Genomic DNA, 22,003 nt, shown 5'->3' with positions numbered 1-22,003 from the left:
GACTTCAGCTGGCGGGCGTCTGGGCCTGGATCGCCGTGATGGCGACGGTGTTCACGATGTCCTGGACGAGCGCGCTCCGGGACAGGTCGTTGACCGGCTTGCGCAGGCCCTGCAGGACCGGTCCGACGGCGATCGCGCCGGCCGAGCGCTGCACCGCCTTGTAGGTGTTGTTGCCGGTGTTGAGGTCGGGGAAGATCAGCACACTGGCCTGCCCCGCGACCTCGGAGCCGGGCAGCTTGGTCGCGGCGACGGACGGCTCCACGGCCGCGTCGTACTGGATCGGCCCCTCGATCTTCAGGTCCGGCCGGCGCGAGCGGGCGAGCTCGGTGGCCTCGCGCACCTTGTCGACGTCGGCGCCCGAACCGGAGGTGCCGGTGGAGTACGACAGCATCGCGATCCTGGGTTCCACGCCGAACTGCGCGGCCGTACCGGCGGACTGGACGGCGATGTCCGCGAGCGCTTCCGCGTTCGGGTCGGGGTTGACCGCGCAGTCGCCGTAGACCAGCACCTGGTCGGCCAGGCACATGAAGAAGACGGACGAGACGATCGACGACTCCGGCCTGGTCTTGATGATCTCGAAGGCGGGCCGGATGGTGGCCGCCGTGGAGTGCACGGACCCGGACACCATGCCGTCGGCCAGGCCCTCCTGGACCATCAGGGTGCCGAAGTAGTTGACGTCCGAGACGACGTCGTAGGCCAGTTCGACGGTCACGCCCTTGTGGGCCCGGAGCTGGGCGTACTTCTCGGCGAAGGCGTCGCGCAGTTCGCTGGTGGCCGGGTCGATCAGCTGGGTGTCGCCGAGGTCGATGCCGAGGTCGGCGGCCTTCTTGCGGATCTGGTCCGCCGGCCCGAGCAGCGTCAGGTCGCAGACGCCGCGGCGCAGCAGCACCTCGGCCGCGTGCAGCACCCGCTCCTCGGTGCCCTCCGGCAGCACGACCCGCCGCTTGTCGGAACGGGCCTGCTCCAGCAGCTTGTGCTCGAACATCATCGGGGTGACCCGGTCGCTGCTCGGCGCGGAGACCCGGCGGGCCAGGTCGGCGGTGTCGGCGTACCGCTCGAACAGGCCGAGCGCCCGCTCCGCCTTGCGCGGGGTGGCCGCGTTCAGCTTGCCCTCCAGCGAGAACAGCCGCTCGGCGGTAGGGAAGCTGTTGCCGGTCACGGAGAGCACCGGGGTGCCCGGGGCGAGGCGGGCGGCGAGGGTGAGGATCTCCTCGCTCGGCACCTCGTTCAGGGTGAGCAGGACGCCGGCTATCGGCGGGGTGCCGGCGCTGTGCGCGGCCAGCGAACCGACGACCAGGTCGGCGCGGTCGCCCGGGGTGACGACCAGGCAGCCGGGGGTCAGGGCGCCCAGCAGGTTGGGCAGCATGGCGCCGCCGAAGACGAAGTCCAGCGCGTCGCGGGCGAGCCCGGAGTCGTCGCCGAGCAGCACCTTCGCGTCGAGGGCGTGGGCGATCTGGGAGACGGTCGGCGCGGACAGCGCGGGTTCGTCGGGAACGACGTAGCAGGGCACCGGCAGCCGGGTGGCGAGCCGCGCGGCGATCTCGTCGCGGTCCTCGCGGGCCACCCGGTTGGTGACCATGGCGAGCACGTCGCAGCCCAGGCCGTCGTAGGCGCGGTAGGCGTTGCGGGTCTCGGCGAGCACCGACTCGGTGGTCTGCCTGCGGCCGCCGACCACCGGGATCACGGAGGCGCCGAACTCGTTGGCGAGGCGGGCGTTCAGGGACAGCTCGTCCGGCAGCTGGGTGTCGGCGAAGTCGGTGCCGAGGACGAGGACGACGTCGTAGTCACGCGCCACCAGGTGGAAGCGGTCGACCAGCGCGGAGACCAGCTCGTCGGTGCCCTGCTCGGCCTGGAGCGCGGACGCCTCGTGGTAGTCCATGCCGTAGACCGTCGCCGGATCCTGCGAGAGGCGGTACCGCGTCCGCAGCAGCTCGAACAGCCGGTCGGGGCCGTCGTGCACGAGCGGACGGAACACGCCCACCCGGTCGACCTGCCGGGTAAGGAGCTCCATGACCCCCAGCTCCACGACCTGGCGGCCGTCACCGCGGTCGATCCCGGTCACGTACACGCTGCGCGTCACGTGTGCACTCCGATCCGTCTCGTCTGCCCGACCACGTCATGTCCGGGTCTACGTCATCTCTTGGTCGCAAAAATCGCCCACCGAGGTGAGCGGAACCCTCTTGACAATACCCCTGGCTCCGGATAAGGCGCCCGTCAAGTGGCTCAGTGCCCCGGCGGACGTGAAACAATCGACACTGGCTCACCGGTAACGACAGCGAGCAGGAGACACAGCACGATGCGCATCGGAGTTCTCACCGCAGGCGGCGACTGCCCCGGACTGAACGCCGTGATCCGGTCGGTCGTGCACCGGGCGGTTGCGCAGTACGGCGACGAGGTCATCGGCTTCGAGGACGGCTACCGGGGTCTGCTCGACCGGCACTACCGCAGCCTCGACCTGGACGCGGTCAGTGGCATCCTGGCCCGCGGCGGCACCATCCTCGGCTCCTCCCGGCTGCAGCGCGACCGGCTGCGCGAGGCCTGCGACGGCGCCGCCGACATGGTCGAGGAGTTCGGCATCGACGCGCTGATCCCGATCGGCGGCGAGGGCACGCTGACCGCGGCCCGCATGCTCTCCGACGCGGGCCTGCCGGTCGTCGGCGTCCCCAAGACCATCGACAACGACATCTCCTCCACCGACCGCACCTTCGGCTTCGACACGGCCGTCGGCGTCGCCACCGAGGCGATGGACCGCCTGAAGACCACCGCCGAGTCCCACCAGCGCGTCATGGTCGTCGAGGTCATGGGACGGCACGCCGGCTGGATCGCCCTGGAGTCCGGCATGGCCGCCGGCGCCCACGGCATCTGCCTGCCCGAGCGCCCCTTCGACCCCGCCGACCTGGTCAAGATGGTCGAGGAGCGCTTCTCCCGCGGCAAGAAGTTCGCCGTCATCTGCGTCGCCGAGGGCGCCCACCCCGCCGAGGGCACCATGGACTACGGCAAGGGCGAGATCGACCAGTACGGCCACGAGCGCTTCCAGGGCATCGGCACCGCGCTGGCGTACGAGCTGGAGCGGCGGCTGGGCACGGAGGCCAAGCCGGTCATCCTCGGCCACGTCCAGCGCGGCGGCGTGCCCACCGCCTACGACCGCGTCCTCGCCACCCGCTTCGGCTGGCACGCCGTCGAGGCCGCACACCGCGGCGAGTTCGGCAGGATGACCGCGCTGCGCGGCACCGACATCGTGATGGTCCCGCTCGCGGAGGCGGTCACCGAGCTGAAGACGGTCCCGAAGGACCGCATGGACGAGGCGGAGTCGGTCTTCTAGGGAGCCGCTCTCCCGGACGGACGCGTCATCCTCCGGGCGGACCTGTCCTCCACGCCCTCCCAGAAGTTCGCCACGATCCGGTCGAGGAACTCCCGGCCGGAATCGCTGGCGCTCCTGCTGCCGCCGCCCCAGCTCAGGGTGGCGGCCATGTGCCCCTGGTAGTCGTCGTAGAGCCGCTGCAGGACCTCTTCGAGGACCTTCGTGTCCAGGGGCGCCAGCTTGCGCACCGGTCGCACATAGGCCTGCCAGCGGGTGGTCACCGCGCTGTGCAGCAGGTCGGCGAGCTTCGCCTCGCGGCCGGTGACGGCGACGAAGTCGGGCAGGGCGAGATCCAGCACCTGGGCGAGCGCGGCCGACTGGCGTTCGTTGCCCCTCCACTGCCCGCTGTCCTCCATGCGCAGATAGCTGCGCAGGTCCATGTCGACGGCGCGGGCGACGTCCTCGGGCGCGACGGCGCGGGCGATGCGGTGCTCGCGCAGGGTCTGCGGCCGGCCGAGCAGTTCGCCCGGGGAACACCACAGCACGCCGGCCAGCGCGGTGAGTTCCGGGTGGCTGGGGGCGGCGGAGCCGCGTTCCCAGGCGACCACCAGATCGGGTGTGACATACGGCAGCCCGTACGAGGCCCGCATGCCGTAGGCGACGTGCTCGGGGCCCATGCCGAGCGCGGCGCGCAGCCGGCGGGCCGCCGGGGCGTTGAAGGGGGGAGCTGAGGGTTGGCGCACCTCGCACAAGCTAGGGGTGCTCGTGACGGAATGGCTACGGTCTGTTCGGACAGGATCACGGATTGTCGGAACGTACAGTTCCGGCCGTTCGGTATGTAACGGACGGACCACCCTTACGGCTCATCCCTTGACCGCGCCGCCGAGTGCGAAACCGCCGCCCAGTCGCCGTGCGACCAGGACGTACAGAAGGATCACCGGCGTCGAGTAGATGACGGAGAACGCGGCGAGCTGGCCGTACGCGACCATGCCCCGGTTGCCGAAGAAGTCGTTGATGCTGACCGAGGCCGGCATCTGGTCCGGGGTGAGCAGCAGCATGAACGGGACGAAGAAGTTCCCCCACATCATCACGAACGAGAACACCGTGACGACGGCGAGCCCCGGCCCCATCAGCGGCAGCACGATCCGGACCAGGGACTGCAGCGAGGACGCCCCGTCGGTCCAGGCCGCCTCCTCCAGCTCCTTCGGCACCCCGTCCATGAAGTTCTTCATCAGCCAGATGGCGAACGGGAGTTGGGAGGCGGCGAAGAACAGGATCGTGCCCTGCAGGGTGTCGATCAGGTTCACGCGCACGAACAGCGCGTACACCGGCACCATGATCGCGGTGATCGGCAGACTCGTCGCGAACAGGATCGACAGCAGGAACGGCCGGTTGAGACGGGAGCGGAACCGGGAGAGCGGATACGCGGCGAGGGCGGCGCAGGCGACGGTCAGCGCGGTGGCGCCGCCGCACAGGATGAGGCTGTTGAGCAGCGGGGTGTAGGTGATGTCCGGGGTCAGGATCGCGTCGAAGTTGCCGAAGGTGAACCCGTCCGGGATCCTCACCCGGAGGTCCGCGTGGGGATCCACGGAGGACAGCACCACCCAGGCGAGGGGCAGCGCGAAGGCGACGGCGACGACCAGCAGGGAGACGTCGGCGGCGAGCCGCCGCGAGGTGCGCTTGCGGGACATCGTGTGCTCACACCTCCGTCCGCAGCAGCCGCAGATAGACGACCGAGAACAGGGACCCGACGAGCAGCAGGAGCAGGGCGACCGCGGTGCCGTACCCGATCATGCTGTTCTGGAAGGCCTGTTCGTACATGAACAGCGGCAGGGTCTGGCTCCTGTTCCCGGGGCCGCCCCGGGTCATCACCCAGATCAGCCCGAAGACGGAGAGCGTCTGCAGGGTGTTGAGCATCAGGTTGGTGCCGATGGACCGCCGGATCATCGGCAGGGTGATGTGCCACATCCGCCGCCATCCGCCGGCCCCGTCCACCTCGGCGGCCTCCGTGATCTCGGCGGGTATCCCGTCCAGCGCGGCGGAGTAGACGAGCATCGAGAACGCCGTGCCGCGCCAGACGTTGGCGAAGGACACGGCGAGGATGGGCAGCGTGAACAGCCAGTTCTGGCGCGGCAGATGAAGCCAGTCCAGGATGGCGTTCAAGGTCCCCTCCCGCCGGAAGAAGGCGTACAGCAGGAAGCCGGCGACCACCTCCGGCAGCACCCATGCCGTGACCACGACCCCGCCGGTGAGCGTGCGCACCGGTTTCGACGCCCGCTTCATGAGCGCGGCCAGGGCGAGCCCCAGCGTGTTCTGCCCGAGGAGCGAGGACAGCACGGTGAAGACCAGGGTCAGCCAGACGGCGTTCAGGAACGCGCCGTCCCGGAAGGCGCGCCGGAAGTTGGCGAACCCGACGAAGGACGCGTGCGCCTGACCGGTCAACTGCAGGTCGGTGAAGGCGATGTAGACGCAGTAGGCGATGGGGCCGGCGAGGAAGAGCAGGATCAGGACGACGGCGGGGGTGAGGGGGAGGGCCCGGGTGATCCGGCGGTGGAGTCTCACTTCCGGACCACTTGGCCGCCGGTGACGTCCTTGAGGGAGGAGTCGTAGGTGGCTGCGGCCTTCTCCGCAGACGTGTCACCGGTCGTGACGCTCTCCATCGCCTCCTGGATGGCCGTCGACACCTTCGGGTACGCGGGATAGGCGGGCCGGTAGTGGGTCGTGGCGACGAGGTCTGTGAAGAACTTGATGCCGGGCTGGGCGGTGGCGTACGAGGGATCGGCGGCGACGTCCTTTCGCACCGAGATCCCCGAGTTGGCGATGTACCACTTCTTGGCGTTCGCCTCGGTCTGCATCGTCCTGATGAAGTCGAAGGCCAGGTCGGGGTGTCCGGCCTTCGCCGGGACGGCCCAGGTCCAGCCGCCGGACATGCTCACCTTGCCGGGCGCCTGACCGTGCTGGGTGGGCATGCAGGCCAGCCCCAGCTGCCTGGACCAGCCGGGCCATGCACGCCCGCTGCCCGGGAGCCAGGTCTGCGGCAGCCAGGAGCCGTCCAGGTCGATGCCGAGCTTGCCCTGGGGGAGCAACTCGCCCATGACGGTGGTGGCGAAGTTGGGATCGAGGGCGTCGGAGACGTCGGGGCCGAGCTTCTCCTTGTAGACGGTCTCGACGAACTTCAGCGAGTCCGTGAAGCCCTGGCTCCCGGCGATCCACTTCTTGCTGCCGCTGTCGTACAGGGGATCGGTCCTGCCGTCGCCCGTGCCGTAGAGCAGCATCTCCATGGTCTGCATGGTGGATCGCTCGCCCGCCGGTTTGCCGGTGTAGACGTTGAGCGGGGTGACGCCGGGGACCTTCTGCTTGATGGTGCGGGCGGCGGCGAGGAGGTCGTCCCAGTTCCTCGGCTGCCAGTTCAGCGGCAGGCCGGCCTGCTTGAAGATCCGCTTGTCGAACCACAGCCCGCGGGTGTCGGTGCCGTCCGGAACGCCGTACGTCTTCCCGTCCTGGCCCTTCGCGGCCGCTTTCGCGGTGTCGATGAACTGACCCCAGTCGGGCCACTTGGCGAGATACGGATCCAGGGGCCTGAGGTACCCGCTGGTGATGTCGGAGTTGATGAGGAAGGTGTCCTCGTAGACGAGGTCCGGGGCGGTCCTCGGCGACCGCAGCATCTGCTGCAGCTTGGTGTAGTAGTCGGCATCCGGGGCCTTGATGGGCACGAACTCGACCTTCTTGCCGGGGTACTTCTTCTCGAACTCCTTCTTGATCCCGGCGAGGTAGGTGTCCATCACCTTCACGGAGTTGTCCGTGGACTGCTTGTAGGACACCTTGATCGTGTTCGGATCGCTCCCGGATCCGTTGCCGCAGGCGGTGAGGGTCGCGGCGGCGAGAGCGGCGGTGAGGAGGGCGGAGAGGGCGGCGGTGGGGCGCACGGGCATGACCTCCTGAGGGCGCACTTCTGCGTGGCCAGGTGGTTGCCGTGTGAAGGTAAGAGGAGTGGTCTAGTCAGGTCAATGGGGTGTGCGCGGGATTGGGTGCGTCACCGCCCCTGCGGCACCCACCGGTACACCAACTCCGGCCGCCCCACCTGCCCGTACAGCGGACTCCGGCCGGCCCGCCCCGCTTCCACCAGGTGCTCCAGATACCGCCGGGCCGTGATCCGGGAGATGCCCACGGCCTCCGCGACTCCGGCCGCCGTGAGCCCCTCGGAAGCCTCCCGCAGCGCCCCTGTCACCCGCTCCAGCGTCGGCCCGCTCAGCCCCTTCGGCAGCGCAGCGGGCGACGGTGCGCGCAGGGCCGCCAGGGCGCGGTCGACCTCGTCCTGGCCACTCGCCTCGCCCGCCGCCCCACGGAACTCGGCGTACCGGACGAGCCGGTCCCTCAGCGTCGCGAAGGTGAAGGGCTTCAGGACGTACTGGACGACGCCCAGGGAGACGCCCTCGCGCACCACGGCCAGGTCACGGGCCGACGTCACCGCTATCACGTCCGCGTGGTGGCCGGCCGCGCGCAGGGAGCGGGCCAGCTGCAGCCCGTGCACATCGGGCAGATGCAGGTCCAGCAGCAGCAGGTCCACGGGCGTACGGTCCAGGAAGCGCCGCGCCTCCGCGCCCGTGTGCGCCGTGCCGACCGCGACGAATCCCGGCACCCGGCCGACGTACATCACATGGGCGTCGGCGGCCACCGGGTCGTCCTCGACGACCAGGACCCGGATGGGCTGCTGCTCGTTCGTCATCTGCTGCCACCCGTGGGTGCGTGCAGCGGCAACCGCACCTCGAACACCGCTCCGCCCTCGCCATCCTCGTCGGACTCCGCCACCGTCAACGTGCCCTCGTGGCGGGTCACCGCCTGCCGGACCAGGGCCAGCCCGAGGCCCCGTCCGCCGGGACCGGCCGGCTTCGTCGAGAACCCCCGCTGGAATACCAGGTCGGCATGGGCCGGGTCGACCCCCGGGCCCGTGTCGGCCACCCGCAGGACCACCTCGGTGTCCGAGGCGTACGCCGTCACCGTCACCCGGGCCCGGACGCTGCCCTGCGCCGCGTCCACCGCGTTGTCGATCAGGTTGCCGAGGATCGTGACCAGGTCGCGGGCGGAGAGGTCGTCGGGGAGCAGGCCGTCGTCGAGGCGGCTGTCGGAGGACACCACCAGTTCCACGCCCCGCTCGTTGGCCTGGGCCGTCTTGCCGAGCAGCAGGGCCGCGAGCACCGGTTCACTCACCGCCGCGACCACCTGGTCGGTCAGCGCCTGGGCCAGCTCCAGTTCCGCCGTGGCGAACTCCACCGCCTCCTCGGCCCGGCCCAGCTCGATCAGCGACACCACCGTGTGCAGGCGGTTGGCGGCCTCGTGCGCCTGCGAGCGCAGCGCCTGGGTGAAGCCCCGCTCCGAGTTCAACTCGCCCATCAGGGACTGGAGTTCGGTCACATCGCGGAGCGTGACCACCGTGCCGCGGCGTTCTCCGCCGGACACCGGGGAGGTGTTCACCACCAGCACCCTCGACGCCGTCAGGTGCACCTCGTCCACCCGGGGCTGCGAGGACAGCAGTGCGCCGGTCAGCGGGGCCGGCAGGCCCAGGTCCGCCACCGAACGGCCGATCGTGTCGTCCTCCGGTCCGACGCCGAGCAGCTCGCGCCCGCCGTCGTTGATCAGCGCCACCCGGTACTGTCCGTCCAGCATCAGCAGCCCCTCGCGGACCGCGTGCAGCGCCGCCTGGTGATAGTCGTGCATCCGGCTGAGCTCGGTGGCGTTCATGCCGTGGGTGTGGCGGCGCAGGCGGGCGTTGACGACATAGGTGGCGACCGCGCCGAGCAGCAGGGTGGCGCCGGCGACCCCGAGCAGGGCCGTGACCTGGCCCTGGACCCGGGCGCTGATCGCCTCGACCTTGATGCCCGCGCTGACCAGGCCGATGACGCGGCCGTTCTCCTCGACCGGGGTGACCGCGCGGACGGAGGGGCCGAGGGTGCCGGTGTAGGTCTCGGTGAAGGTGTGGCCGTGCAGGGCAGGGCCGATACGGCCGAGGAAGCGTTTGCCGATCTGTCTCCGGTCGGGGTGGGTCCAGCGGATGCCCTCCGGGTTCATGATCGTGACGAAGTCGACGTCCGCGTCCCGCATGACCTGGAGGGCGTACGGCTCCAGGGCCGTCGTGGGGCGGGAGGTGTGGATCGCCGAGCGGACCGAGGGGGCGTCCGCGATGGACCGGGCCACCGCGGTGACCTGGCGGACCGCCGCGTCCTCGGCCTGCCGCCGGTCGCCGACGTAGGTGAACAGCGCGTACCCGGCCACGACCACCGCTATCAGCACGGCCTGCATGGCGAACAGCTGGCCGGCCAGGCTGCGGGGGCGGGGAAGGGACGGAAACCGCATGTCAGCAGTGTGCCTCTCGGGTTAAGCATGAACTAAATGAACGGAAGGGTGACCGCCCTCACAGCTCGGGAGATAGTCACGGCATTCCCCGAACAACGCCCGGACGTGAGCCGCACGCCGGTTGTTCGCCGACGAAGACGTCAAGGAGGGCAGTCGTGGCCGCCAACACCCCCGTTACGGCACCTGCCGCACCCCGCGTGAAGCGGGACCGGACCCATTACCTGTACATCGCCGTCATCGCGGCGGTCGTGCTCGGCATCGCCGTGGGGCTGATCTGGCCCGACGCCGCCGTCCAGCTGAAACCGCTCGGTACCGGCTTCGTGAACCTGATCAAGATGATGATCTCGCCGATCATCTTCTGCACGATCGTGCTCGGGATCGGGTCCGTACGGAAGGCCGCCAAGGTGGGCGCCGTCGGCGGTATCGCCCTCGGCTACTTCCTCGTGATGTCGCTCGTCGCGCTCGCCATCGGGCTCGTCGTCGGCAATGTGCTGCACCCCGGCGACGGGCTGCACCTGACCAACGCCCTCAAGGCGACCGGGCACGCGCAGGTGTCCAGCGACGCGCTGCCGCCCGTCGACTTCGTGCTGTCGATCATCCCGACGTCGTTCGTCTCCGCCTTCACCGGGGGCCAGGTCCTGCAGACGCTGCTGGTGGCCCTGCTCGCCGGGTTCGCGCTGCAGGCCATGGGCTCGGTCGGGCAGCCGGTGCTGCGCGGCATCGAGCACATCCAGCGGCTCGTCTTCCGCATCCTGTCGATGGTCATGTGGGCCGCGCCGGTCGGAGCCTTCGGTGCGATCGCGGCCGTCACCGGTTCGGCCGGGCTGGACGCGCTGAAGAGCCTCGCCGTGCTGATGCTCGGGTTCTACGTCACCTGTGTCCTGTTCGTCTTCGTGGTGCTCGGCGCGATCCTCCGGGTGGTCGCGGGCCTGAACGTCTTCTCGCTGTTCAAGTACCTGGCGCGGGAGTTCCTGCTGATCCTGTCCACCTCCTCCTCCGAGTCCGCGCTGCCGCGGCTGATCGCGAAGATGGAGCACCTGGGCGTCAGCAAGCCGGTCGTCGGCATCACCGTGCCGACCGGCTACTCCTTCAACCTCGACGGCACGATGATCTACATGACCATGGCGTCGCTGTACATCGCGGACGCCCTGGGCACGCCGATGTCCGTCGGCGAGCAGATCCCGCTGCTGCTCTTCCTGCTGCTGGCGTCCAAGGGTGCGGCGGGCGTCAGCGGTGCGGGTCTCGCCACCCTGGCCGGCGGTCTGCAGTCGCACAAGCCCGCGCTGGTCGACGGGGTCGGGCTGATCGTCGGTATCGACCGGTTCATGAGCGAGGCCCGTGCGCTGACGAACTTCGCGGGCAACGCGGTCGCCACGGTGCTGGTGGGCACGTGGACGAAGGAGATCGACAAGGAGCGGGTGCGGCGGGTTCTCTCCGGGGAGCTGCCGTTCGACGAGACCACGTTGATGGACGAGGGCCGGGAGAGCGTCGCCGAGGTGCCCGAGTCCCGGGAGGAGGGGCTGGTCAAGGCCTGATCCGCCGAAAGAAGCCCCGGATGTCCGGCCCCGCCTGAACCCGGGCCGGGCATCCGGAACCGCCGCCGGGCGGCTGAGTCTTCCCCGTACCTCAGCCGCCCGGCTTCTTTCGTTTCCCCTCGCTCACCCTGGCCACCAGCTCGGTGGCCGTCGAGGCGGGTACGCCTGCCGCGGTCAGGACCGTGACCGTGGCCGAGCGGCCCGCCTCCTGTGCCGTCAGGAGGCCGTCGTTCACCGCCTCCGTCACCGCGAAGAGCAGCTGCTCGTGCACGTACGCCAGCGCCGGCGCCGGCAGGGGTGAGCTGAACACTCCCTCGTCCAGGCCCTGTTGGAGAAGCCGGACCTTGCCCGCGCGCAGCGGGGCGAGGCGTTCGCGGATGCCCTGGACGGTGACCGTGCGCTGGGCCAGGGCGATGAGCAGCCGGTAGCGGTCGGCGATCTCCCAGACGGCGAGCACCGAGCGGGCCACCGACTCCGCCGGGTCCGTCACTCCGTCGCGGGCGTGGGCGTCCGCGTCCGCCAGTGCTGCCACGGCCTCGTCGACGAGGGTGCTGATCAGCGCCTCACGGCTGGGGAAATGGCCGTACACCGTCCGTCGTACGACTCCCGCGGCGCGCGCGATCTGGTCCATGGAGGCGTCGGGGTCGCGCAGCAGTTCGGCGAGGGCGACGTCGAGGATGCGGCGCCGGTTGGCGTCGGCGCGGCTGTTACCCGTGGTCATGGCCGTCATTCTGCCTTCCCGAGTCAACTTGCACAGCGGTGTGCAAGGGCGTACATTGCACATGGTTGTGCAATTGCACGGTGCTGTGCAAATCCACTCCGCACCCCACGTTCTCGTCGCACACCGAGGAAGGCGACCCCTGCCATGCGACTCGTCATGACCGAACCGGTCGAAAAGATGGAGCGCCCCTACGCCCGGCGCTGGTGGGCACTGCTCGTGCTCTGCCTGAGCCTGCTGATCATCGTGATGGCGAACACCGCCCTCACGGTCGCCGCGCCCGACATGACGAAGGACCTCGGGCTCTCCAGCGCCGACCTGCAGTGGGTGATCGACGGCTACACCGTCCCCTACGCGGCGCTGATGCTGCTGCTCGGCGCCATCGGCGACAAGTACAGCCGACGCGGCGCGCTCGTCCTCGGGCTCCTGGTCTTCGGCGGCGGTGCCGTCTTCGGCTACCTCGCCGACAGCGCGGCGACCGTCATCGCGGCCCGTGCCGTCATGGGCGTCGGCGCGGCGCTGATCATGCCCGCCACGCTCTCCCTGCTCGCCGCGACCTTCCCGCGCGCCGAGCGGGCCAAGGCGATCACCCTGTGGACCGCCACCGCCGGTCTCGCCATCGCCGCCGGACCCGTGGTCGCCGGCGCCCTGCTGCGCGACCACGGCTGGTCCTCGACCTTCCTGATCAACGTGCCCATCGCGGCAGTGGCGATCGTCGCCGCCTTCGTCCTCGTCCCGCCGTCCAAGGCGGGCCACCACGACCGCATCGACTACGTCGGCGGACTGCTGTCGGTGATCTGGACCGGCTCGCTCGTCTACATGATCATCGAGGGCCCGCACTTCGGCTGGGGCGCGAAGGCGATCACGGCGGCGGTCGTCGCCGGCGTCGGCCTGGCCGCCTTCGTCGCCTGGGAACTGCGCCACCCCCGCCCGATCCTCGACGTCCGCCGGTTCGCGCACCGCCGGTTCGCGGGCGCCAACCTGGCCGTCGCCCTGTTCTTCCTCGCCGTCTTCGGCGCCTTCTACTACCTCACCCAGCACCTGCAGTTCGTCTTCGGCTACGACGCCCTGCAGACCGGCGTCCGCATGCTGCCGCTGGCCGGAGCGGTCTTCGTGGGCTCGGCCCTCACCGGCTGGCTCACCCCGCGGGTCGGCATGAAGTGGACCGTCACCGCGGGCATGGTCGGCGGCACGACCGCGCTGGCCCTGCTGACCCGGGTGGACGCGGCCTCGACGTACGCCGACTTCCTGGCGCCCCTGATCATCCTGGGCCTCGCCATCGGCCTCGCCCTCTCGCCCTGCACCGACGCCATCATGGGCGCCTTCCCGGAGTCCGAGCTGGGCGTCGGCGGCGCGGTCAACGACACCTCGCTGGAACTCGGCGGCTCCCTCGGCATCGCGATCCTCGGCTCGCTGCTCGCCACGTCGTACGGCAACCATCTCAGCGACGCCACCGCGGGCAGCAGGCTCCCGGCGAGCGCCCTGGACACCGCACGGGACTCGGTCGGCGCCGGATACGCCGTCGCCCAGGGCATCGGCGACAAGGCGCACGCGCTGGCCGCACAGGCGGCACACGCCCAGAACCCCCAGCAGGCCGCACAGCTCAAGCAGCAGGCCGCCGAACTCGCCTCCGGCGCCCGCCAGATGGCCGACGCGGTCGGCTCCGCCTTCTCCTCCGCCGTCGCCCACACCAGCCTGGTCGGCGCGGTGGTCCTCGGCATCGGCACGGTCCTCGTGGGCATCCTGCTGCCGCGCCGTGAAGCCGCCGCGCCGGAGGTGAGGACCGAGGAGAAGGAACTGGTGAACAGCGGCGCCAACTGAACGTTCCGCACCTCCATCCGCTAACGTGCCGCTCCGGATCAACCGGAACGGCACGTTCGTGTGCGGCGTCAGTACATATGAGTCAGTACGGGTTTGGAGGCACGGGGGAATGAAGATCGACTGGGACCGGCGGACCTGCGCGCGCAAGGGTCATGTGACCTACGCGCCGGACGACCCCCGGCTGCGGATCCGGCTGCACGCCGAGACCGCGCTCGGGGACGTGTGGCGCTGCCTGCGCTGCGGTGACTTCGTGCTCGGCGAGCCGCACGGCTCCGGCCCGGCCGGGGACGCCCCGCTGGTGCCCCGCGGAAAGGTCCTGCGCGACCTGTTCATCCTGCGCTTCCTGGCGGTCGAGCGGGCCGTGCGCGGGGTGTTCATCGTGCTGGTCGCGGTCGCGGTGTGGAAGTTCAGCAACAGCCAGGACGCGGTCCGCCGCCTCTTCAACCAGAACCTGGATGTCTTCCGCCCGGTGTTCAAGCACTTCCACTACGACCTCGACCACTCACCCGTCGTCGGCTCCATCCAGAAGGCGTTCGGCTACAAGCACAACACCCTCCTTCTGGTCGCCGCCCTCCTCCTGGCCTACGCCCTGATCGAACTGGTCGAGGCGGTCGGCCTCTGGTACGCCAAGCGCTGGGCGGAGTACCTGACCGTCGTCGCCACCGCCGCCTTCCTCCCGCTGGAGATCTACGAGCTCACCGAGAAGGTCAGCTACCTGAAGATCGTCACGCTGGTCCTCAACATCCTCGCGGTCCTCTACATCGCCCTGGCCAAGCGCCTGTTCGGCCTGCGCGGCGGCCGCCGCAAGTTCGAGGAGGAGCGCCACAGCGCCTCCCTGATGGAGGTGGAGGAGTCGGCGGGGGTGACCGTCTGATCCGGCCTTCCGGGTCCCGTCTTGCCTTGACGCCGACGTCAACACCTACGGTCGTAGGCATGCGAATCGGCGAGCTGGCCGCACGGGCCGGGACCAGCACCCGCACCCTGCGCTACTACGAGGCGCGGGGGCTGCTGCCCGCCCGGCGCGACGACAGGGGACACCGCACCTACGACGAGAGCGACCTCAGGCTGCTCCAGCAGATCCGGACGCTGCAGGACTTCGGCTTCGAGCTGGAGGAGACCCGCCCGTTCGTGGAGTGCCTGCGTGCCGGGCACCCGGAGGGCGACTCCTGCCCGGCCTCGCTCCAGGTCTACCGGCGCAAGCTGGGCGAACTGGACGCGCTCATCGGGCAGCTGCAGTCCGTGCGGGAGACGGTCGCCGGGCAGCTGCGGCGGGCCGAACTGGCCCGTGACGTGCTGGCCGCCGAGGCGCTGGTTCCGGGTGGTCCGGAGCCCGTGTGCGAGCTGGGAGGGCTTTCGCGATGAGCTTGGTGAGCGGACTGGACGAGGTGACGGACGCCGATTTCCGCACGGCGGTGATCGGTTCCGACCTTCCGGTGCTGGTGCAGTTCACGGCCGACTGGTGCGGTCCGTGCCGGCAGCTCGCGCCTGTGCTGAAGGACATCGCCTTCGAGGAGGGCGACCGGCTGAAGATCGTGCAGCTGGACGTGGACCGCAATCCGGAGACGACCCTCGCCTACGGGGTGCTGTCCACGCCGACCCTGATGGTCTTCCGGGACGGTGAGCCGGTGCGGTCGATGGTGGGGGCGCGGCCCAGGCGGCGCCTCATGGAAGAGCTGGCCGACGTGTTGTAAAGCGCCGCGGAGCACGGCCGCCCACGAAAAAATCCCCTGAGCAATTGCGCTCGGGGGATTTCTGTGCGTATATTCAGTGGTTCGCGACTTGAATGTCAATGGTCGCAGAGAAGTTCAGTGAGCACAGTATATCCGGGCGGGAGCGGAATTGTCAAACACCGAATTTCCAGACGATGAATTGCGGCACGAGCAGGAATTCATCGACGGACTGTACGCGCGCGTGGACGCACTGCGCGGCGATGCCGAGACCTCGGTCGCGGACGCGCTCGCCCAGGGCGACAAGCCCATGCAGGCCCGGCTGGAGCGGGACATCCTGGTCGCCGAGCGCTCGGGGCTGCTCGCCGCGCTGAACGCCGTCGACGGCTCGCTCTGCTTCGGCCGGATCGACCTCGCCGACGGCACCGCCCACCACATCGGCCGGATCGGGCTGCGCGAGGACGACGCCGAGCGCACCCCCGTCCTCATCGACTGGCGGGCCGACGTCGCCCGCCCCTTCTACCTGGCCACCGGTCACACCCCGATGGGCCTGCGCCGCCGCCGGCACATCAGCACCGAGGGCCGGACCGTGACGTCCCTGCACGACGAGATCCTCGACCTCGGCGACGCCACCCGCACCGGCTACGAGGACCACAGCGGCGACGACGTGCTGCTGGCCGCGCTGAACTCGGCCCGCACCGGCCGCATGAGCGACATCGTGCAGACCATCCAGGCCGAGCAGGACGAGATCATCCGGGCGCCGTACCGCGGGGTGCTCGTGGTCGAGGGCGGGCCGGGCACCGGCAAGACGGCGGTCGCGCTGCACCGCGCCGCCTACCTCCTCTACGAGTACCGCGAGCTGCTGGCCCGCCGGGCCGTCCTGATCGTCGGCCCCAACCCGGCCTTCCTCGGCTACATCGGTGAGGTGCTGCCCTCCCTCGGCGAGACCGGGGTGCTGCTGGCCACGGTCGGCGAGCTGTTCCCCGGTGTGAAGGCGACCGCCGGCGACACCCCGGAGGCGGCCGCCGTGAAGGGCCGCGCCGACATGGCCGACGTGCTCGCCGCCGTCGTACGCGACCGGCAGGCCCTGCCGGACCCGGTCATCGCGATCGAGCACGACCGTGAGGTCCTGATGCTCGACGACGGACTGGTCGCCGTCGCCCGGGAGCGCACCCGCGCCGCGAAACTGCCGCACAACGCCGCCCGTGAGTACTTCGAGGGCCACATCCTCAACACCCTCACCGAGCTGTACGCCGAACGCGTCGGCACCGACCCGTACGACGGCTCCAGCCTGCTCGACGCCTCCGACATCACCCAGATCCGCGACGAACTCGCCGAGAACCCCGAGGTCTGGGACGCCATCGACCAGCTGTGGCCCCGCATCACCCCCCAGCGGCTCGTCGCGGACTTCCTCGCGGAGCCCGAGGGGTACCTCAGCGAGGAGGACGCCGCCGCCGTCCGGCGCCCGGTGACCCGCGCATGGACCGTCGCCGACGTCCCCCTGCTGGACGAGGCGGCCGAACTCCTCGGCGAGGACGAGCGCTCGGCACGGGCCCGTGCCGAGCGCGAACGAGAGACGCAGATCGCTTACGCCCAGGGCGTGCTGGACGTGTCGTACGCCTCCCGGACGTACGAGTTCGAGGACAAGGAGGACAGCGACCCGGACGCGTCGGAGGTGCTGTCGGCGCACGACATCATCGACGCCGAGCGGTTCGCCGAGCGGCACGAGGAGGCCGACCACCGCAGCGCCGCCGAGCGCGCCGCGGCCGACCGTACCTGGGCGTTCGGGCACATCATCGTGGACGAGGCGCAGGAGCTGTCGCCGATGGCCTGGCGGCTGCTGATGCGGCGCAGCCCGACCCGCTCGATGACCCTGGTCGGCGACCCCGCCCAGACCGCCGAGGCGGCCGGTGTCGGCGCCTGGGCGGACATCCTCGCCCCCTATGTCGAGGACCGCTGGGAGCACACCCGGCTCGGCGTCAACTACCGCACCCCGGCCGAGATCATGGAGCTGGCCGCGGCCGTGGTCCGCGCCGAGCACCCGGACTTCGAGCCGCCCAGCTCGGTCCGGTCGACCGGGGTACGGCCCTGGGTCCGGCGGGCCGACGGTGACCTGCCCGAGGCCGTGGCCAAGGCGGTCGCCGAGCTCACCCCGGCCGAGGGGCGGCTGGCCGTCATCGCCCCGCGCGAACTGCACCGCTCGCTGGCCACCCGGCTGGACGGCGTCACGGCGGGCGCCGAGCCCGATCTGACCCGCACGGTCGTGCTGCTCGACCCCCGCCAGGCCAAGGGCCTCGAGTTCGACTCGGTCCTGGTGGTGGAGCCGGGCGGCTACGGCACCAGCGACCTGTACGTCGCCCTGACCCGGGCCACCCAGCGGCTCGGGGTGCTGTACACGGGCGAGCTGCCCCAGGCCCTGGCCGCGGGCGTCACCGGGCCGTAGCGGGACTCCCGCCGGGCGTCCCGCCGGGCACGGCGGCGGGCGGCTCGGGTGCGGCGAGGAGGACAGGGCCTAGGCGGGCCGCAGCCACACCGTGGCCAGTGGGGGCAGGGTCAGCCGGATGCTCGCCGGACGGCCGTGCCAGGCCTGGGGCTCGGGTTTGATGACGTCGGGGTTGGTGACATCGCCGCCGCCGTACCGTGCGGCGTCCGTGTTCAGGGACTCGTGCCAGGCCGGCACGTCGTCCGGGACGCCGAGGCGGTAGTCGTGGCGGACCACGGGGGACAGGTGGGAGACGGCGAGCAACGGGTTGCCGTCGGCGTCCAGGCGCAGGAAGGCGAAGACGTTGTCGTCCGCCGCGTCCCCGGTGATCCACTGGAAGCCCGCCGGATCGGTGTCCCGCTGCCACAGCGCCGGGGTCGCCCGGTACAGCGCGTTCAGGTCCCGTACGAGATCCCGTACGCCCCGGTGGTCGGCCCCGGCGCCGTAGGACGGGTCGAGCAGCCACCAGTCGGGGCCGTGCGCCTCGGACCACTCGGCGCCCTGCGCGAACTCCTGCCCCATGAAGAGGAGTTGCTTGCCGGGGTGGGACCACATGTAGCCCAGGTAGGCGCGGTGGTTCGCGCGCTGCTGCCACCAGTCGCCGGGCATCTTCGACACCAGGGACCGCTTGCCGTGCACGACCTCGTCGTGGGAGATCGGCAGGACGTAGTTCTCGCTGTAGGCGTACACCATCGAGAAGGTCATCTCGTTGTGGTGGTACTTGCGGTGCACCGGCTCGTGGCTCATGTACTGCAGCGAGTCGTGCATCCAGCCCATGTTCCACTTCAGGCCGAAGCCCAGCCCGCCGAAGCCGCTCGGGCCCTGGTGGTGGGTGGGGCGGGTGACCCCGTCCCAGGCCGTGGACTCCTCGGCGATGGTCACCACACCCGGGCAGCGCCGGTACACGGTGGCGTTCATCTCCTGCAGGAAGGCCACCGCGTCCAGGTTCTCCCGGCCGCCGTGCTCGTTCGGCGTCCACTGGCCCGGCTCGCGCGAGTAGTCCAGGTAGAGCATGGAGGCGACGGCGTCCACCCGCAGGCCGTCGATGTGGAACTCCTCGCACCAGTACACGGCGTTCGCCACCAGGAAGTTGCGCACCTCCCGGCGGCCGAAGTCGAACTCCAGGGTGCCCCAGTCAGGGTGCGCGGCCCGCAGCGGATCGTGGTGCTCGTACAGCGGGCGCCCGTCGAACTCGGCCAGCGCCCAGTCGTCGCGCGGGAAGTGCGCGGGCACCCAGTCCATCAACACCCCGATGCCGGCCTGGTGCAGCCGGTCCACCAGGTACCTGAAGTCGTCCGGGGTGCCGAGCCGGGCCGTCGGGGCGTAGAAACCGGTGACCTGGTAGCCCCAGGAGCCGCCGAAGGGGTGCTCGGCGACCGGCATCAGCTCCACATGGGTGAAGCCCATCTCCCGTACATAGGACGGAAGTTGATCGGCCAACTGGCGGTAGGTGAGCCCCGGCCGCCAGGAGGGCAGGTGGACCTCGTAGACGGAGAAGGGCGCCTCGTGCACGGGGGTGTCGGCCCGGTGCGCCATCCACTCCGTGTCGCCCCACTCGTGCCGCGAGACATCCACGATCGACGCCGTCGCGGGCGGCGCCTCGGTACGCCGGGCCAGCGGATCGGCGCGCAGGGTGCGCGAGCCGTCCGGGCGGGTGATCTCGAACTTGTACGCCTCGCCCGCGCCGATCCCCGGCACGAACAGCTCCCAGACCCCCGAGGAGCCCAGCGAGCGCATCGGGAAGCCGGTCCCGTCCCAGAAGTCGAAGCCGCCCGCGATCCGCACCCCCCGCGCGTCGGGCGCCCACACCGCGAACCGGGTGCCCGGCACCCCCTGATGGGTGGTGACGTGCGCGCCGAGCGCCTGCCACAGCTGCTCGTGCCGGCCCTCGCCGATCAGGTGCAGGTCCAGCTCGCCGAGCGTGGGCAGGAAACGGTAGGGGTCCTCGGTGTCCAGGACGTTCCCCTCGTACGCCACCCGCAGCCGGTACTCCGCTGCGCCCGCGAGCGGCAGCAGCCCCGAGAAGAACCCCTCGCCGTCGTCGTGCAGCTCGGCCCGCAGCTCGCCGGTGACGACCGTGACGGACAGCGCGTACGGACGGAAGACCCGGAAGGCCACGCCGCCGGGCACCGGGTGGGCGCCCAGCACCGAGTGCGGGTCGTGGTGGGTGCCGGCCAGCAGCCGCGCACGGTCGTCTGGGGAGACACCGGCCGCCGGCCGCTCGTGCGCCGGCACCTTCTGCCGGGGAACCGTCTTCTCCTTGGCCTTGGTGTGCTTCTTGCCCTTCGGGGTCACGGACGAGCCTCCTGGTTCTTCACGCGGCGAGGCGACGGATCGCCGAGAGCGGTACGGGCAGCCAGTCGGGGCGGTGCCGGGCCTCGTAGACGAGCTCGTAGACCGCCTTGTCGGTCTCGTAGGCCCGCAGCAGCACCGGGTCGGTGCGCGGATCGCGGCCGGCCACCTCCGCGTACCCGGAGCAGTAGGCGGCCCGGCAGACGCGCGCCCAGTCCGGCGCGGGCGGGGTCACGGAGTGGGCCGCGTAGTCGAAGGAGCGGAGCATCCCCGCGATGTCCCGCACCGGTGGCTGCGGCATCCGCCGTTCGGCGGGCGGCCGGGCCGGCTCGCCCTCGAAGTCGATCAGGGACCACTCCCCGGAAGGGGAGCGCAGACACTGGCCCAGGTGCAGATCGCCGTGGATCCGCTGCGCGGTCCAGGTACGGCCCTCGGTGGCGAGTGCGGCCAGCGCCGCGTAGGCCGAGCGCAGTCCGCCCTCGTACGGCCGCAGGCCGGGCACCGCCTGGACGGCCGCCTCCAGCCGCTCGGTCATCCCGTCGGCCAGCGACTGCAGCTGCACATGGCCGAGGGTGACCGTCGGCAGGGCGTGGGCGAGTGCGGTGTGCACCTCGGCGGTGGCCCGGCCCAGCGCCCGCGCCTCGGCGGCGAAGTCCTCGCCCTTGGCCAGCTCGCGCAGGGCCAGCTCCCAGCCGTCGCTCGCCCCGCTGACGAAGGGCTGGAGCACCGCCAGGACGTACGACCGTGTCCCCAGCTCGGCGTGCAGCCAGGCCGTCGGCGCGGGCACCCGGGGGCAGCCCTCGCGGGCCAGCGCCAGGGGTATCTCCAGGTCGGGGTTGACGCCGGGCACCACCCGGCGCAGCAGTTTCAGGATGAACGTATCGCCGTAGACCACCGACGAGTTGGACTGCTCGGCGGTCATCAGCCGGGCCACGAGACCCTCGCGGATCTCCTGGCGCGGATCCCGCTCGAAAAGCAGCCCGCCGACGCGGGCCTGGGTGCGCAGGGCCTCCAGGAGCACTTCGGCGGGCCGGGTGTCGTACAGGGCCTCGTACACCGTGCGTCCGGCGAGCGGCCCGTCCTCCACATGTCCGATCAGCGCGGGCGCCAGCCGGGGCGGCAGCGCCTCGCGCACGCCTATGAGGAGCTGGTAGCAGTCGCCCGGATGCGGCTCGGCGCCCAGCACGGACGGCTGGTGGACGCGCAGCAGCAGGTGGTACAGGCCGAGCCGGCCGTCGGGCGGCAGCAGTTCGGTGACGGCCACGGGGGTGAACCCGGTGACCGGACGCCCCTTGCCGGCGAACCAGCGCTGCCTCGGCAGCCACTCGCGCAACAGGGGGTCGAGCGAGGCGAGGAGAGGAGTGGTGCTGGAAGAGGTGACCGTTTCCGCCATGGGCGTCACGTCCTTTCCCCGGGGAGTCGGGGTGTTAGTGATGCGTGCCCCGGGTGGGGCGGTGGAAACCGCCCCACGAGGGCCCTCTAGGCGACTTCCCGCCGCAGCCGGAACCAGTAGAAGCCGTGCCCCGCGAGGGTGAGCAGGTACGGCAGCTCACCGATCGCCGGGAAGCGGACCCCGCCGAACAGCTCGACCGGGTGCCGGCCGCCGAACCGGCTCAGGTCCAGCTCGGTCGGCTGAGCGAACCGCGAGAAGTTGTGGACGCACAGCACCAGGTCGTCCTCGTACTCGCGCAGAAAGGCGAGCACCGCCGGGTTGGTGGACTGCAGCTCGTTGTAGGACCCCAGTCCGAAGGCAGGATTCTGCTTGCGGATCTCGATCATGCGCCGGGTCCAGTGCAGCAGCGAGGACGGCGAGGACATCGACGCCTCGACGTTGGT

The 22,003-nt window shown here is 70.8% G+C and carries 18 protein-coding genes; 7 read left to right on the top strand and 11 right to left on the bottom strand.

What is annotated here, in order from left to right; all coding sequences use genetic code 11:
- Positions 1-4 precede the first annotated feature (4 nt).
- A complete protein-coding gene (pta, locus tag ACFYZB_RS44425) occupies positions 5-2,080 on the bottom strand; it encodes a phosphate acetyltransferase (RefSeq protein ID WP_388767585.1) in 2,076 nt (691 codons plus the stop codon).
- 216 nt (positions 2,081-2,296) lie between these two features.
- Between pta and ACFYZB_RS44420 the strand changes: the two genes are divergently transcribed.
- Positions 2,297-3,322, top strand: a complete 1,026-nt coding sequence (locus tag ACFYZB_RS44420; protein ID WP_351216142.1) for an ATP-dependent 6-phosphofructokinase — start codon at positions 2,297-2,299, stop codon at positions 3,320-3,322.
- Here the strand turns inward: ACFYZB_RS44420 and ACFYZB_RS44415 are convergent.
- The 6 genes from ACFYZB_RS44415 to ACFYZB_RS44390 form a co-directional block, all read right to left on the bottom strand.
- Entirely contained in the window at positions 3,319-4,044 is a 726-nt protein-coding gene (locus ACFYZB_RS44415; RefSeq protein WP_388767584.1) for an XRE family transcriptional regulator, read from the bottom strand. The genes ACFYZB_RS44420 and ACFYZB_RS44415 overlap by 4 nt on opposite strands.
- A 120-nt stretch (positions 4,045-4,164) precedes the next feature.
- Positions 4,165-4,992 carry a carbohydrate ABC transporter permease gene (locus ACFYZB_RS44410; RefSeq protein WP_388767583.1) on the bottom strand — a complete coding sequence of 276 codons (828 nt, stop codon included), beginning with the start codon at positions 4,990-4,992 and terminating at the stop codon, positions 4,165-4,167.
- A 7-nt stretch (positions 4,993-4,999) separates the two neighbouring features.
- On the bottom strand, positions 5,000-5,863 hold the full coding sequence (locus ACFYZB_RS44405) for a carbohydrate ABC transporter permease (RefSeq protein ID WP_388767582.1): 864 nt from the start codon (positions 5,861-5,863) through the stop codon (positions 5,000-5,002).
- Positions 5,860-7,233 (bottom strand): extracellular solute-binding protein, encoded by a 1,374-nt coding sequence (locus ACFYZB_RS44400; RefSeq protein ID WP_388767581.1) that lies wholly within the window; start codon positions 7,231-7,233, stop codon positions 5,860-5,862. Before ACFYZB_RS44400 ends, ACFYZB_RS44405 begins: the two co-directional genes overlap by 4 nt.
- Positions 7,234-7,334: 101 nt before the next feature.
- Positions 7,335-8,027: a response regulator gene (locus ACFYZB_RS44395; protein WP_388767580.1), complete on the bottom strand. Its 693-nt coding sequence runs from the start codon at positions 8,025-8,027 to the stop codon at positions 7,335-7,337.
- Entirely contained in the window at positions 8,024-9,652 is a 1,629-nt protein-coding gene (locus ACFYZB_RS44390) for an ATP-binding protein (RefSeq protein WP_388767579.1), read from the bottom strand. The genes ACFYZB_RS44395 and ACFYZB_RS44390 overlap by 4 nt, the downstream gene beginning before the upstream one ends.
- Before the next feature lie 155 nt (positions 9,653-9,807).
- On the opposite strand from ACFYZB_RS44390, the gene ACFYZB_RS44385 reads away from it, so the two are divergent.
- On the top strand, positions 9,808-11,187 hold the full coding sequence (locus ACFYZB_RS44385) for a cation:dicarboxylate symporter family transporter (protein WP_388767578.1): 1,380 nt from the start codon (positions 9,808-9,810) through the stop codon (positions 11,185-11,187).
- A 91-nt stretch (positions 11,188-11,278) separates the two neighbouring features.
- Here ACFYZB_RS44385 and ACFYZB_RS44380 read toward each other — a convergent pair whose 3' ends face one another.
- Positions 11,279-11,917 (bottom strand): TetR/AcrR family transcriptional regulator, encoded by a 639-nt coding sequence (locus ACFYZB_RS44380; RefSeq protein ID WP_388767577.1) that lies wholly within the window; start codon positions 11,915-11,917, stop codon positions 11,279-11,281.
- Positions 11,918-12,052: 135 nt separating this feature from the next.
- Between ACFYZB_RS44380 and ACFYZB_RS44375 the strand changes: the two genes are divergently transcribed.
- From ACFYZB_RS44375 to ACFYZB_RS44355, 5 genes are all read left to right on the top strand, one after another.
- Positions 12,053-13,726, top strand: coding sequence for an MFS transporter (locus tag ACFYZB_RS44375; protein ID WP_388767576.1), 1,674 nt, complete (start codon positions 12,053-12,055; stop codon positions 13,724-13,726).
- A gap of 109 nt (positions 13,727-13,835) precedes the next feature.
- Positions 13,836-14,600 carry a DUF2127 domain-containing protein gene (locus tag ACFYZB_RS44370; RefSeq protein WP_388767575.1) on the top strand — a complete coding sequence of 255 codons (765 nt, stop codon included), beginning with the start codon at positions 13,836-13,838 and terminating at the stop codon, positions 14,598-14,600.
- A 59-nt stretch (positions 14,601-14,659) separates the two neighbouring features.
- The gene (locus tag ACFYZB_RS44365; protein WP_388767574.1) at positions 14,660-15,088 is read left to right on the top strand and encodes a MerR family transcriptional regulator; all 429 of its coding nucleotides are present in this window, start codon (positions 14,660-14,662) and stop codon (positions 15,086-15,088) included.
- On the top strand, positions 15,085-15,417 hold the full coding sequence (gene trxA / locus ACFYZB_RS44360; RefSeq protein WP_388767573.1) for a thioredoxin: 333 nt from the start codon (positions 15,085-15,087) through the stop codon (positions 15,415-15,417). Before ACFYZB_RS44365 ends, trxA begins: the two co-directional genes overlap by 4 nt.
- Before the next feature lie 178 nt (positions 15,418-15,595).
- Positions 15,596-17,836: a HelD family protein gene (locus ACFYZB_RS44355; RefSeq protein ID WP_388767600.1), complete on the top strand. Its 2,241-nt coding sequence runs from the start codon at positions 15,596-15,598 to the stop codon at positions 17,834-17,836.
- A 69-nt stretch (positions 17,837-17,905) separates the two neighbouring features.
- Here ACFYZB_RS44355 and glgB read toward each other — a convergent pair whose 3' ends face one another.
- The 3 genes from glgB to ACFYZB_RS44340 all read right to left on the bottom strand — a co-directional run.
- The gene (gene glgB, locus ACFYZB_RS44350) at positions 17,906-20,170 is read right to left on the bottom strand and encodes a 1,4-alpha-glucan branching enzyme (protein ID WP_388767572.1); all 2,265 of its coding nucleotides are present in this window, start codon (positions 20,168-20,170) and stop codon (positions 17,906-17,908) included.
- 19 nt (positions 20,171-20,189) lie between these two features.
- Positions 20,190-21,560 carry a maltokinase gene (locus ACFYZB_RS44345; protein WP_388767571.1) on the bottom strand — a complete coding sequence of 457 codons (1,371 nt, stop codon included), beginning with the start codon at positions 21,558-21,560 and terminating at the stop codon, positions 20,190-20,192.
- A gap of 86 nt (positions 21,561-21,646) precedes the next feature.
- Positions 21,647-22,003: alpha-glucosidase C-terminal domain-containing protein (locus ACFYZB_RS44340; protein ID WP_351216168.1), on the bottom strand; the 357-nt coding region annotated here is incomplete at its 5' end.

Origin of the sequence: Streptomyces sp. NPDC001852 (assembly GCF_042891825.1) — a bacterium.
GTDB lineage: Bacteria > Actinomycetota > Actinomycetes > Streptomycetales > Streptomycetaceae > Streptomyces.
Note: the sequence above shows the minus strand (reverse complement) of the source record. Positions and strands in the feature narration are given on the sequence as shown.